The 12396-nt window shown below is 63.7% G+C and carries 14 protein-coding genes; 5 read left to right on the top strand and 9 right to left on the bottom strand.

Annotated elements, in window-relative coordinates; all coding sequences use genetic code 11:
* Positions 1 to 160: 160 nt before the first annotated feature.
* Complete coding sequence (locus JWS13_RS26570; protein ID WP_206008318.1) at positions 161 to 967, top strand: TspO/MBR family protein; 807 nt, start codon at positions 161 to 163, stop codon at positions 965 to 967.
* Between the two features lie 257 nt (positions 968 to 1224).
* Entirely contained in the window at positions 1225 to 1551 is a 327-nt protein-coding gene (locus tag JWS13_RS26565) for a hypothetical protein (RefSeq protein ID WP_225929523.1), read from the top strand.
* Between the two features lie 113 nt (positions 1552 to 1664).
* Here JWS13_RS26565 and JWS13_RS26560 read toward each other — a convergent pair whose 3' ends face one another.
* Both JWS13_RS26560 and JWS13_RS26555 read right to left on the bottom strand, forming a co-directional pair.
* Positions 1665 to 2147 carry a hypothetical protein gene (locus JWS13_RS26560; protein WP_206008317.1) on the bottom strand — a complete coding sequence of 161 codons (483 nt, stop codon included), beginning with the start codon at positions 2145 to 2147 and terminating at the stop codon, positions 1665 to 1667.
* Positions 2147 to 2905 (bottom strand): ParA family protein, encoded by a 759-nt coding sequence (locus tag JWS13_RS26555; protein ID WP_087555623.1) that lies wholly within the window; start codon positions 2903 to 2905, stop codon positions 2147 to 2149. The genes JWS13_RS26560 and JWS13_RS26555 overlap by 1 nt, the downstream gene beginning before the upstream one ends.
* A gap of 101 nt (positions 2906 to 3006) precedes the next feature.
* Between JWS13_RS26555 and JWS13_RS26550 the strand changes: the two genes are divergently transcribed.
* Positions 3007 to 3264, top strand: coding sequence for a hypothetical protein (locus JWS13_RS26550; RefSeq protein WP_206008316.1), 258 nt, complete (start codon positions 3007 to 3009; stop codon positions 3262 to 3264).
* Between the two features lie 119 nt (positions 3265 to 3383).
* Entirely contained in the window at positions 3384 to 3707 is a 324-nt protein-coding gene (locus tag JWS13_RS46490) for an SDR family NAD(P)-dependent oxidoreductase (protein ID WP_206008315.1), read from the top strand.
* Positions 3708 to 3925: 218 nt separating this feature from the next.
* Here JWS13_RS46490 and JWS13_RS26540 read toward each other — a convergent pair whose 3' ends face one another.
* From JWS13_RS26540 to rpsF, 7 genes are all read right to left on the bottom strand, one after another.
* Positions 3926 to 5056 (bottom strand): LAGLIDADG family homing endonuclease, encoded by a 1131-nt coding sequence (locus JWS13_RS26540; protein ID WP_241032309.1) that lies wholly within the window; start codon positions 5054 to 5056, stop codon positions 3926 to 3928.
* A gap of 858 nt (positions 5057 to 5914) precedes the next feature.
* Positions 5915 to 7375: a glyceraldehyde-3-phosphate dehydrogenase gene (locus JWS13_RS26535; protein ID WP_206008313.1), complete on the bottom strand. Its 1461-nt coding sequence runs from the start codon at positions 7373 to 7375 to the stop codon at positions 5915 to 5917.
* Positions 7376 to 7608: 233 nt separating this feature from the next.
* Positions 7609 to 9756: a replicative DNA helicase gene (gene dnaB / locus JWS13_RS26530; RefSeq protein WP_206008312.1), complete on the bottom strand. Its 2148-nt coding sequence runs from the start codon at positions 9754 to 9756 to the stop codon at positions 7609 to 7611.
* Positions 9757 to 10330: 574 nt separating this feature from the next.
* Positions 10331 to 10786, bottom strand: coding sequence for a 50S ribosomal protein L9 (gene rplI / locus JWS13_RS26525; protein WP_072947285.1), 456 nt, complete (start codon positions 10784 to 10786; stop codon positions 10331 to 10333).
* A 17-nt stretch (positions 10787 to 10803) separates the two neighbouring features.
* Entirely contained in the window at positions 10804 to 11046 is a 243-nt protein-coding gene (gene rpsR, locus JWS13_RS26520; protein ID WP_005249686.1) for a 30S ribosomal protein S18, read from the bottom strand.
* A 38-nt stretch (positions 11047 to 11084) separates the two neighbouring features.
* Complete coding sequence (locus JWS13_RS26515; protein ID WP_012690423.1) at positions 11085 to 11606, bottom strand: single-stranded DNA-binding protein; 522 nt, start codon at positions 11604 to 11606, stop codon at positions 11085 to 11087.
* Between the two features lie 65 nt (positions 11607 to 11671).
* Entirely contained in the window at positions 11672 to 11959 is a 288-nt protein-coding gene (gene rpsF / locus JWS13_RS26510; RefSeq protein WP_005249677.1) for a 30S ribosomal protein S6, read from the bottom strand.
* Between the two features lie 161 nt (positions 11960 to 12120).
* On the opposite strand from rpsF, the gene JWS13_RS26505 reads away from it, so the two are divergent.
* Positions 12121 to 12342 (top strand): hypervirulence associated TUDOR domain-containing protein, encoded by a 222-nt coding sequence (locus JWS13_RS26505; protein WP_206008311.1) that lies wholly within the window; start codon positions 12121 to 12123, stop codon positions 12340 to 12342.
* Positions 12343 to 12396 lie beyond the last annotated feature (54 nt).

The raw sequence follows: 12396 nt of genomic DNA, 5'->3' as shown, positions 1-12396 counted from the left end.
GCTCCGGTCCACGAAACGCCGCGCCACCCATCCGGCACCGCGGCAGCCGCGAATCCCAGCCGCGCAGCATTTCTCGTCGGGTGCTCGGGCCCGACACGGTGGCGTTCACGACGCCAAGACATATCGTCGACAACGGACCCTCTACGGGAGAGCGGTGGCCATGAACAGTCCGATCGAACCGACCCGTCACGACGGCGTCCGGGTGCTCCTCGTGATCGTCTCCGCAGCGGTGGCCGTCGTGGGCTCCTTCATCGGCTCGGGCGCCCTGGTGGGAACCCCGATCGCCCAAGTCGCCGATGGTGCCCTCGCCGCGGACGCCACGGCCGTAGCCCCCGGCGGGCCCGCCTTCTCGATCTGGACACTGATCTATGCGGGGTTCCTTGCATATGCGATCTGGCAGGCGCTGCCCGCTCACCGCGCCGATGTCCGACAACGGCAGGTCGGGTGGTGGTATGCCGCCGCTATGGTCCTGAACGCGGTCTGGATAACCTGCGTTCAGTTCGAACAGCTCTGGCTCAGCGTCCTGGTCATCATCGCGCTGCTCGCCGTGCTCGTGGTGGTCTTCGGGGTCCTGACCACGGAGGGGCCCTCAGGCCGTGTCGAGGCGGTCGTTGTCGACGGCAGCGCGTACATCTACCTCGGCTGGGTGTGTGTCGCCGTCGTCGCCAACATCGCCGCGACACTGGCTGCCGCCGACATCGATCCGTTCGGACTCGGACCCGACACCTGGGCCGTGCTCGTCCTCGCACTGGTCGCCGTGGTCGCAGGCCTTCTCGCCGTCGCCGGTCACGGAAGGTTCACCGTCACCGCCGCAATTGTGTGGGGCCTTGCCTGGATAGTCGTGGCGCGAACCTCGGGCGACGGTCTCGATTCGCGGCCGGCCGCCATCGCAGCGGCCGTCGCCGCCGCGGTAGCCATCGCCGCCACCGCGATCGCCCGCTCACCTCGATCACATTCCCCGCGGTGAGGGCCGCGGTCACCCTCGCAAATCAGCGGCGACAGGGAAGTTACTTAGGAAAAAGACCTAGCACTCGCACGGCATGAGTGCTAATTTCTTAGTGGGGCCTACGTCACAAGCTAGGCCCCGACGTAATCGTGGCCACCAACTACCGAGGCGACCTCGACACACCGCTCGTGCGCGGACACGTCCCAAGCACACTTCGGACCCTGTTCAGCCGCTATGTGGCCCGCCGAACCGACGCGCCAACCGTACGAAGGAGGATCATGACCGCCGCCGTCCCCCACAGCCCCCGTGCCGACAACTGCATGTCTGCCTCCATCGACACCAGCGAGACAGGGAAACCGCACGGCTCGCGGTTGCCTGCCGTGTCGATCGCCTTGGGGGCACTGTCCGTTGCGACGTTCTGGGTGGTAGCACTCGGCTTCATTCTGGGATTAGCCGCAGTGGTCTGCGGCGCCATCGCAACGTCACGGTCCGCGGACGCAGACGACGAGGCAGCATCGTTGCGGGCCCTGTTGGGCGTCGTTGCCGGCGCCGCCGGGATTACCGTCTCCGCGATTGCCCTCTTCCCCATGCTGGCGCAGCTGTGACCTGCCCACGTGGCTGCTGTATGTGCGGTTGACATCGAGTTCGACGCCCCGCGCACGAACAGCAACCTCTCCTTCTGCTGCTGCCTGTAGCCAATACGACTGCCCCGGGCGGCCTAGTTGACGCGTGGGCTCCGGACGACGTCAGCGTTGCGCGGAGGGAAGGGTTCGCAATTGTTGTACCTGCGTTCGAGAACTGCGAGGTAGTGGGCGACGGCTTCGTCGACGAGGTCGGACCAACTGCTGGGGGCACCGGCGATGTGGCCGATGGCGGCGACGGCGTCCTTGCCGTGCTCGACCCTGGCCGGCTCGATGGAGACGGATACCTGCTTCTTGCCTGCGGAAACCCGTTTCGTGGTCATCTTTTCCTCGCCGAGAGCTACTTGCGCGACGTCCACGCACTGTTCGACGAGGTTCGGCAGCCGCCGCTTACGGCGTTCGAGGGGGTTGCTCGCGAGTCCGGGCTCACGTGTCACACCCACCAGGAGGTCCTTCCGACGTGTTCTCGAGTGCGTCCCGTCGGGGTGTGCGCCTGCGCGGGCCTGTTGGCGACGTTCGAGGGGGTTGCTCGCAAGTCCGGGCTTACGTGTCGCGGTCATCAGGGCATCCTTTCGACGAGCTCTTGGGCGGCGTCGCGGTAAGCGCGTGATGCGGAGGAGGACGGTGCCCACCTGACGACGGGTTCTTCGGCACTGTAGCTTTCGCTGACACGGACGGACTTCGGAATGATGGTGCGCATCGTCTGGTCGGGGTAGGTCTCGCGGAGCGCGGCGAGAACCTGCTGGTCGATGACCTGGCCGAGTTCGACGCGGCCGCACAAGATGTGATTGAGCCGCGCGGTGGGGTTGAGCAACTCGACCTGCTGGGTGATGTAGTTCTCGATCCGCATGAGCGCTTCGAGTTCCATGGCGCCCGTCATGACAGCGGCGAGCACTTCGGTGCAGGCGACGAGTGCGCTGATGGTCAGGTGGTCGAAGTCTCCGGGGCAGTCGATCAGGTTGAAGTCGACGTCGGGGGCGTTGGTGAGGGCTTTGCGCAGGATGCCGTGCGCACCGGGCTTCTTGAGGAAGTAGGGGCCGACGGAATCGAGTTCCTTGGTGGCAGGAACGAGGTGGATCCCGGACGCGGTGATGGTGGTCGCTTCCTCGATACTCGCCACCAGCATGAGTACCGACAGGACATCGTTGTCGACAGCTTCGGGCGTGGCGCCGAGCCAGGTGGTGGCGTTGCATTGTGGGTCAAGGTCGACGACGCGGACGGTGTAACCGGCTTCGACGAGGGCCTGGGCGAGGTTGACCGTGCTCGTGGTCTTGGTCGAGCCGCCCTTATGGTTGACCACTGCGATGGTGCGGGTCATGGTGTCCCTTCGGTTAAACATACTGAGGTATCTCAAGATACTTAACTTCGCCGCGACACGCGGACGAGCCGCCGATCTATTCCCCAGAGCTACGCTTGTTCATGGTCACCAGACGACGATGGAGCGAACTCAGCAACCGCAGCCGGCGGCTGATCATCGCCGGCGCTGCCTTCGAGGGCGTTCTGAAGATCGCGGCACTTGCTGACATCAAGCACCGTCCGGCAAACCAGATCAGGGGATCGAAGTCGGGTTGGGCGACAGCGGTGGCACTCGTCAACTCGGCTGGCGCCGTCCCCCTCGCCTACTTCCTCTTCGGTCGATCGACTCCCGACGCCCGACAGGTCCGGAACCACCCCTGAGCCAAGGGCTGGCGGTACCCCCTCTCGAGAGCACCTGGTTGGTGCGGACAGCGGTCAGCAAAATTGTGCAGTGTTCGCCGGCGACCGCGGGTGAACCCGCTCTGCCCTCGGCACGGTTGATGCTACGAAGGGACGGTAATGTCGTCCAAGGCACCCTCGAAGAACTTTCACTCGATCAGGTCCGAGCCCAGCTCGAAACCAACGTCGTCGGCCTCGTCGCGGTGGCAAAGGCGGTTCTGCCGGGAATGCGGCAGCGCCGCAGCGGACACATCATCAACTTCTCCTCTGGCGGCGGTCTCGTCGGCGTGCCGCGGCTCGACGCCTGCGTTCGCGTCCAAGTTCGCGGTCGAGGGACTGAGCGAGGCACTGTCGCGGGATGTGGCTCACCTCGGTCTCCAGGTGGCCATCGTCGAGCCGGGGGTCTTCCACACCGGGCTCGGTGAATCCGCGGTGCAGCCGTCGCGCACCATCGACGCATACGCGCCGGCCAACGACCAACTACCTGGGCTCTACGATTGGACCCCCGGCAACCTCGAAGGCGCGGCGCAAACCATCGTGTCGATCGCCGACCGACCCGACGCGCCACCTTGTGAGGCGCCGGGGAGAGCACCCGTGCAACTGAAGAGCCCGGGTGCTCGCCACGGTCGACCGTCGAGTGGGCCTATTGCCGAGCCTGCCGCACGACAACGCCGTCTACGACGAGGTTGTCTGCGCCAAGCACGGGGCAGGTGAATACCTCCTGCGCACCCCCGCTCACGATGTCCACGACTCTGTCCCAGAACACGTCGCTTGTGGCGAGGACCCTGAGGCTGTCGTCGTCGAGAAACTCTGCGACCTTGGCGAGTCGCGAACGGCTCACGCCATGCTTCCACAGAGTCGATCCGCAGAATTTGGTGTTCATTGCTGCCGCGAATTCACGATAGGTGACGCCTTGCGACGCAAGGATCTGACGTACGCTAACCCAGATCTCCTTCGGAATGGTGTCTACGTTCGTGTTGGGAGCCAACGACAAAAGCTCCCCCAGTACCCTTCGCGCAGATTCGCCCCTGGCGCCATGCACACCCGCCACGGAGAGAAACTGTGTCTGGTTCTGGACGCCGTCAATCGTCAAGAACCAGCAATCACGATAGCCCGCCTTACGCACCCGTTTGATCCGTCCGTGAACGCCGAGCCGTAGCAGCAGTATCGCGACATCGTCGACCAAGCGCCGGCTCGTCGACGCGTAATACACGCGACCCTGATTCCCCTTCTCGTCCCACCGAACCGAGCCATCCGTGGCCCACAAATGCCTCAGGAAGAGCGCAACTTGATCGTTCCCAACATCGAATACCGCTTTGGGAACAAACTTCTCATAGCTGCGCAACCCGAACAGTCCAAGTTCATCGAGCCAGGCCGCAATAGGATTGCGCTTGCCATGCCCGAGCCTGTAGGGCGCTCGCAATCGGAGTGTGATACAGCGCGCAGCAGCGTACTCGTCACGAATCGCGGTGACACCGAAGTGGGTGGCCGCCGTTGCTACAGCGGCGAGATTCTCTTCATCGATCGACGCGTAGCGAATCGGCTGGCGCTTAACGCAAGATCCGTCCCCGATCATGTGCGCCAGCAAAATGATTTCAGCATCGGCAAGTCGCGTCCCATGAATTGGCTCGGGAATGTATCGCGGTATAGCCAGTCGTTGACCGATCTCCAGCTCTCTCAGCGGAATCCAGCCTGTCACCGCTCTGAACTCCTGATCGCGCGACAGTTCGATCTGACGACCCGACGCGAGATGCACTCGGAGAACGTCGGCCATTCCGACAGGGATAACCTTTCCCAGAGGACTGGCGACCATTCGCAGATCCTCACCTAACGACCACACGCATTGCGGTTCAGTCGAACACGCGATCTCGCTCAATCCGACGGGCGCTCCGGTGTCGGCGCGCAACACACGCGCAGACGAAGGTATGCCTGAAGCAAACCTCGAAGAACTCGATCTCTCCGGATTGACTTCCGGTGCGCCGTCGATAGTCGATCCCGTTTCCCCACTCATGACCACTCCCCCTGTTTTGGTTCCCCATTTGAAGGAGTGTATCTAAAATTGCTGCGGTGCAACATGTTTTGGAGAATATGGAGCAGGGATTTACCGATCACAACGAGAGATCCCCACAGTTGCCCGAAACAGCGAGCGGGTGCAGCGATGGACGTTCATGGTCGACATCGTTGTGCGATTAATTTCTGACGGCTACAACATATTTCGTGAATCATCGACCCGAATGATGATGAGAAGATCTGCATCGCCGCCAAGGTAGGAATTTCCGAGTGCAGAACCGACGACACCCTCCAAGTCACCCCGCGAGGTCGGCCACCCACCGAAGCGCTCACGCTCCACTGAGCGTAGATACGCGAGGGAGCGGGTTCGAGTGCCGGCGCTACGGGCCACCGATGACGGGTTTCGAAGCCTAGGAGGGTAATAGCGATGCGTCCGACGACAACAGGGCCGGGATACGCAGCCACAATCACAACGGCGGCGCCACCCCAAGAGGGATGGCGCCGCCGCTCGAACTACGGCTTCCGCTATGAGCTTTCAGCGGCGACGTCCACCGCATACACGAAGACGCCCGGGAGAGCAGCCACTGCTCTCCCGGGCGTCGCGAACCTACGGTGTCGCCGGTCAGCCCACGGGCATCGCATCAGCGGCGTCGACCGCGGGGTAGATGGGGTACTCCACACCGGACAGGTACTGGACAGTGCGCACCACCTGGCACGAGTATCCGAACTCGTTGTCATACCAGACATAGAGGATGGCGGTGTCGCCGTCGACGATCGTCGCGTTCGCGTCGACGATGCACGCGGCGCGCGAACCGATGAAGTCACTGGACACGGCATCGGTTGCAGCGGTGTAGTCGAGGTTCCGGCTCAGCGCTCCGGTGAGCGACTCCTGGCTGAGGTGCTCGAGCACCTCCTCCCTGGTGGTCTCACGATTCAGCTGAAGGTGGAGGATGGCGACGGACACGTCCGGAGTGGGAACGCGGATCGAGTTGCCGGTGATCTTGGCCTTCAGCTCGGGGAGCGCCTTGGCGACCGCCGACGCGGCACCGGTCTCGGTGAGCACGAGGTTGAACGGCGCCGAACGACCACGACGGTCGGCCTTGTGGTAGTTGTCCAGTAGGTTCTGGTCGTTGGTGAACGAGTGCACGGTCTCGACGTGGCCTCGCGACACACCGAATTCGTCGTCCATGGTCTTCAGCGGCGGGACGATTGCATTGGTAGTGCAGGACGCGCACGACACGATCTGCTCGTTCGGGTCGAGGTCGCGGTGATTGACGCCGTGCACGATGTTCGGGACGTCGCCCTTGCCGGGCGCGGTGAGCACCACCTTCGCGACGCCGGGGCGGAGGTGCTTCGACAGTCCGTCGCGGTCGCGCCAGATTCCGGTGTTGTCGATCAGGATGGCGTTGTCGATGCCGTACTCGGTGTAGTCGAGGCTCTCCGGGTCGTTGCTGTAAATAAACTTGATGACGTTGCCGTTGGCGATCAGCGTGTTGTTGTCGGTGTCGACCTTGATCGTGCCGTTGAACTGCCCGTGGACGGAGTCACGGCGCAGCAACGATGCGCGCTTGGTCAGATCGTCGCTGCCACCCTTGCGGACCACCACGGCACGCAGGTTCAGCCCATTACCCGAGCCGGCCTTCTCGATGAGCAGTCGAGCGACGAGGCGACCGATACGCCCGAATCCGTACAGGACCACGTCCTGCGGCTGCGCGGGGCTCGTCTGAGCGCCGCCGACCAGGTCGGCGAGGCTCCGTGCAACGAACTCTGGGACCGATGCTCCGTCACCATTGGCGCGGTAGGCCATCACCAGCAGTCCGAGGTCGATCTTCGAGGGCCGAAGGTCGAGGTGAGTGAGCGCTTCGAGGAAGGGGAACGTCTCCTCGACCGACAGCTCGTCGCCGCTGATCTGCCGGGCGAAACGGTGGGTTCGCAGGATACTGATGACCGACTTGTTCACCAGGGAGCGGCTGTGAAGCAGAATGGTCACCGAGTGTCGGCGGTGCAGGCCGCCGATGATCGGGATCATCGCCTCCGCGAGAGCTTCCTCGGAGTTCCACTGGGCCAGTTCCACTGTGCTCACTGCGCTTGTCTGCCTTCCCGGCTTATGTGGTGTGTCCTTGGTCGGATGCCGGCGGGCGTAACCGTTCGACCAGCGGTGACCTGGATCACCGGACCCGTTTCGCGACTCGCGGACACCGGCGCGTCCGACGCACTCATCATATGGAAGCGCCTCTTCGGGCCGACAAGCCGGTCACCGAAACGTCCGTTGGGACGAGAAGCCGGCCATCTCGCAGGTGGTGGGCTGCTGGTTGCCTAACCTCTCGCCATGTCCACGAACTTGGACAGGTGGAGCTGGTGCGCCACGGTGATCGTCGCGGTCGGACCGTTACGATGCTTGCCGAGAATGAGGTCGGCCTCGCCGCCGCGGGGGTCGTCGCGTTCGGTCGCATCGGGGCGGTAAAGCAGGATCACCATGTCGGCATCCTGCTCGAGACTGCCGCTTTCGCGCAGGTCAGCGACTTGCGGGCGCTTATCTTGCCGCTGTTCGGGACCACGGTTCAGCTGGCAGATCGCAACCACGGGAACTTCGAGTTCCTTCGCCAAGAGCTTGAGGCTACGTGAGAATTCGGAGACTTCCTGCTGACGTGATTCGACCTTCTTACCGGAGCTCATCAGCTGGAGGTAGTCGATCACGATCAGTTTGATGTCGTGCTTCTGCTTGAGCCGCCGCGCTTTGGCGCGGATCTCCATCATGGTCAGGTTGGGGGAGTCGTCGATGAACAGCGGCGCCTCACTGATCTCACTCATACGGCGAGCGAGTTTCGTCCAGTCGTCGTCGGTCATCTTGCCGGAGCGCATGTCGCCGAGCTTGATCTTCGCCTCTGCCGACAGCAGACGCATGACGATCTCGGTCTTGCTCATCTCGAGGGAGAACATGACGCTGGCCATGCCGTGCTTCACGGAGCACGAACGCAGGAAGTCCATGCCGAGCGTGGAGTTGTGGGTGGGCACCATCGAACGACCCGCCAGGTATAGATGGTCGGCGTTGTCGACCTCGACGCACCGCACCGGGACACTGTCGATCGGACGTACCGCGACGATGCGGCGCGAGCCACTCACCTCGCCCCGAAGCTCTTTGTGCTGGATGGCCTTCCGATGAAGCTGGAACACCTCGTCGTCGGCGCAGAACGTGACACCACCGTCGGCACTACGGCAGTCGTATCCGAGACTGACGACGAGTTCGGCGAGATCCTGCGACAACGGGTGATTCCCGGCCTGGAACCACACCGAGCCGTCGTCGGCGACCGACCCTGCCGCGTCGAGCAGGCCGGCCAGCAACTCGCGACGCTCCGATTCCGAGCCACGCAGCAGCTCCGCCGGGATTCGCTTGCCCCCGGCGGTGAGCGAGGCCCCCAGAGCGTAGGGGTCGACGTGCACGGTCGACGTCGGCAGCTGCAGTGCGCGGGTGTGCGCGACCTCGTGCCCGAGGTCGGTCGATCCGGCGATCTGAGCCGTGGTGCGCACGGCGCCCCGGCCGTCGACGGCAGTCAACCACTGATGCTGCTCGTCGGCGACGAGGACGGTGCCGTCGGAGAATTCCACCTCGTAGCAGGGCCGGCCGACCATGACGTCGGTGGCGGCGACGACGCGGGTGGGTTTGCCGTCGGCGTCGATGAGGTGGTCGCCGACCTGGACGTCGCCCATGGTGGTCCAGCCGGTCGGGGTGGCCAGGGGAGTGTCGAGGGCGAGCGCCTTGCCCACACCGGGTCGCGCCGCGACGATGATCATCTGGCCGGGGTGGAGGCCGTTGGTGATTTCGTCGAGTTCGACGAAGCCGGTGGGTACGCCGAGGGAGATGCCGCCGCGGCTGGCGATGGAGTCGATCTCGTCCATCGTGGGCTGCAGGAGTTCTTCGAGGGGCACGAAGTCCTCGGTGGTGCGGCGTTCGGTGACCTCGAAGATCTCGGCCTGCGCGCGGTCGACGACCTCGGCGACGTCCTGGCCGTCGGCTCCGGTGTAGCCGTATTGGACGATGCGGGTGCCTGCGTCGACGAGGCGACGCAGAATGGCTTTCTCCGCCACGATTTCGGCGTAGTAGCCGGCGTTGGCGGCGGTGGGCACCGTCTGGGTGAGCGTCACCAGGTACGGCGCGCCGCCGATGCGGCGGAGTTCGCCGCGACGATCGAGTTCCGCGGACACCGTCACCGGGTCAGCCGGCTCACCACGGCTGTAGAGGTCCAGGATCACGTCGTACACCGACTGATGCGCGGGACGGTAGAAGTCACCGGGACGGAGCACCTCGAGCACGTCTGCGATGGCGTCCTTGCTGAGGAGCATGCCGCCGAGCACCGACTGCTCCGCCGCCATGTCCTGAGGGGGCTGCCGGCCGAACTCTTCACCGGGCTCCGCGTCGGGCGGACCCGGGTATTCGGAATGGCCCCGATCGTCTACTACAGCCACTCGACCGACCTTCCCCATCACTGTTGCGCCGCCCCGGGAAAAGCTTCCCGGTGTTGGTGCTACGAACTCTTTGTACTCGCCCCCACCGACAACTTTCGCAGGCTCTTCGTGGCAGCCGGCGTCGTGATTGCGAGACACGCCGGGACGACGTTAGGGATTAGCTACCCGGTGTTCAAACCAGCCTGTGTACACAACTGGGGACAAATTGTGTAAACCGCTGGGTACGTGTGTTAACCCCATGGGGATAACCTGAGGATAAGTACATATCACAATCCCAAATACCCAGTTCAGAGCCGTTTTTTGGTTTCTCACAACTGTGGATGAAAACCCGTTCGGCGTGTCTTTCGCGTTGACGACTCGGGCGTGTTGAGTTGATCGCCCCTGCGTGGCAATATGATTCACCTCACAGATCTTCGGCGCGGACGGCTAACTTCCAGACACACCTGGAAGCCGCCCCTCTGCACGCCTCACACCCGCGAAATCGGGCCCGAGCGGGCGACTGAGAGCCGGAATCGACAAGCGCAGGCCCCCCGCACGCCGAGGCGTCCGGGGGGCCTGTGTGTGAACGAGTCGACTAGGCGCCGACGACGTTCAGGTGGAACTTCGCAACCACGTCGGGGTGCAGGTTCACGACGACGGCGTGCTTGCCGGTCGCCTTGATGTGAGCCTTCGGCAGCTCCAGGCTGCGCTTGTCGACGACGGGTCCACCGGCAGCCTTGATGGCAGCGGCGACGTCGGCGGCGGTAACCGAACCGAAGAGCTTGCCCGAGTCGCCGGCGGTCTTGACCGTCAGCGAGATGTTCTCGATGCCCTCGATGGCGGCCTTGAGCTCCTTGGCGTGGTCGAGACCGCGCACGGCGCGGGCTTCCTGCGCACGACGGATGCCTTCGACCTGCTTCTCGGCGCCACGGGTGGCGACGATGGCCAGGCCGCGGGGCAGCAGGTAGTTGCGGCCGTAGCCGTCCTTGACCTCGACGGTGTCGCCAGGCGCACCGAGGTTGTCCACGTCAGCGGTGAGGATGAGCTTCATGTCTTTCCTCCCTTTCCTTAGCGAGCCACGGTGGCGTAAGGCAGCAACGCCACCTCACGTGAGTTCTTGACGGCAATGGCAACGTCGCGCTGGTGCTGGACGCAGTTGCCGGTGACACGGCGCGCACGGATCTTGCCGCGGTCGCTGACGTACTTACGCAGCAGCGTCGTGTCCTTGTAGTTGATCTGCGTGTTCTTCTCTTTGCAGAAGATGCAGATCTTCTTCTTCATTACCTTGTCGCGCAAGGGCGGCTTCGGCATTTGTTTGCTCTTTTCTGGATGTTCCGATCAGGTACGGATCAGAACGGGGGTTCGTCGCTCCCACCACCAGAGCCTCCGAAGGAGCCGGACGCCTGCGGCGCGCTGCCCCACGGATCATCTCCGCCGGTATTGGATTGCGGACGTCCGCCGCCCGATCCGCCGGAGGAACCGAAGCCTCCACCGCCGCCGCCACCACGGTTGGCCTTGTTGACCTTGGCCGTGGCGTACCTCAGCGAGGGGCCGATCTCGTCGACCTCGAGCTCGACGACAGTGCGCTTTTCACCTTCACGAGTTTCGTAGGAGCGCTGCTTGAGCCGGCCGCTCACGATCACTCGCGAGCCACGGGTCAAGCTCTCCGCGACGTTCTCGGCTGCTTCGCGCCAGATGTTGCAACGCAGAAACAGTGCTTCGCCGTCTTTCCATTCATTGGTCTGACGGTCGAAGGTGCGGGGCGTGGACGCAACAGTGAAGTTCGCGACCGCGGCACCCGCGGGGGTGAATCGAAGCTCCGGATCAGCCGTCAAGTTTCCGATGACGGTGATGACGGTGTCGCCTGCCATATGGTTCCTCCTGCAGAATGTGGAGTTCGGTTGGGCACGAGCCTAGGGCTGGTGACCGACAGAAATCACTTGTTGTGGCGCAGAACCTTCGTACGCAGCACCGACTCGTTCAGACCGAGCTGACGATCGAGCTCCGCGACGGTGGCGGGCGTAGCGCTGATGTCGATCACCGCGTAGATGCCTTCGCTGTGCTTCAGGATCTCGTAGGCGAGACGACGCTTACCCCAGACATCGACCTTGTCGATCTTGCCGCCGTCCTGGCGAACAACATTGAGGAACGTATCCAGCGAAGGAGCAACAGTGCGCTCGTCCAGGCTGGGGTCAAGGATGACCATCAATTCGTAATGACGCATAAGACCTCATCACCTCCTATGGACTAGTGAAAACGGCCACGGACTGTCCGTGGCAGGAGGGTCGTTGCGTCAGCAACCTTTGCAGGGTACACGACGAGCCCCTGACCAGCGAAATCAGCCCTGCCGGTGTGATCGGGGGTACGGATGGGTACGCCGACACGATGGCAGATGACGAGAAGTTCCACCGCGGCGACAAGGTGGAGTGGAAGACACACGGCACCACGACGTCCGGCGAGGTGGAGGAGAAGATCACCGAGGACACCGAGGCGGCGGGCCGCACGGTGCGGGCCTCCGAGGACGACCCGCAGTACCGCGTCGTCAGCGACAAGAGCGGGAAGGACGCCGTCCACAAACCCGACGCCCTGCGACGCACGAGCGACTGACCGCACTGTGCGCCTTTTCGGTAGTTCCGGCTACCGGAAAGGCGCACGGGGCGC

The organism is Rhodococcus pseudokoreensis (genome assembly GCF_017068395.1).
GTDB classification, from domain to species: domain Bacteria; phylum Actinomycetota; class Actinomycetes; order Mycobacteriales; family Mycobacteriaceae; genus Rhodococcus_F; species Rhodococcus_F pseudokoreensis.
Note: the sequence above shows the minus strand (reverse complement) of the source record. Positions and strands in the feature narration are given on the sequence as shown.

Coding starts and splice junctions, on each gene's coding strand:
- JWS13_RS26570 (WP_206008318.1), top strand. CDS start 161: ATGAACAGTCCGATCGAACCGACCCGTCACGACGGCGTCCGGGTGCTC.
- JWS13_RS26565 (WP_225929523.1), top strand. CDS start 1,225: ATGACCGCCGCCGTCCCCCACAGCCCCCGTGCCGACAACTGCATGTCT.
- JWS13_RS26560 (WP_206008317.1), bottom strand. CDS start 2,147: ATGACCGCGACACGTAAGCCCGGACTTGCGAGCAACCCCCTCGAACGT.
- JWS13_RS26555 (WP_087555623.1), bottom strand. CDS start 2,905: ATGACCCGCACCATCGCAGTGGTCAACCATAAGGGCGGCTCGACCAAG.
- JWS13_RS26550 (WP_206008316.1), top strand. CDS start 3,007: ATGGTCACCAGACGACGATGGAGCGAACTCAGCAACCGCAGCCGGCGG.
- JWS13_RS46490 (WP_206008315.1), top strand. CDS start 3,384: ATGCTACGAAGGGACGGTAATGTCGTCCAAGGCACCCTCGAAGAACTT.
- JWS13_RS26540 (WP_241032309.1), bottom strand. CDS start 5,056: ATGGCCGACGTTCTCCGAGTGCATCTCGCGTCGGGTCGTCAGATCGAA.
- rplI (WP_072947285.1), bottom strand. CDS start 10,786: ATGAAGCTCATCCTCACCGCTGACGTGGACAACCTCGGTGCGCCTGGC.
- rpsR (WP_005249686.1), bottom strand. CDS start 11,046: ATGCCGAAGCCGCCCTTGCGCGACAAGGTAATGAAGAAGAAGATCTGC.
- JWS13_RS26515 (WP_012690423.1), bottom strand. CDS start 11,606: ATGGCAGGCGACACCGTCATCACCGTCATCGGAAACTTGACGGCTGAT.
- rpsF (WP_005249677.1), bottom strand. CDS start 11,959: ATGCGTCATTACGAATTGATGGTCATCCTTGACCCCAGCCTGGACGAG.
- JWS13_RS26505 (WP_206008311.1), top strand. CDS start 12,121: ATGGCAGATGACGAGAAGTTCCACCGCGGCGACAAGGTGGAGTGGAAG.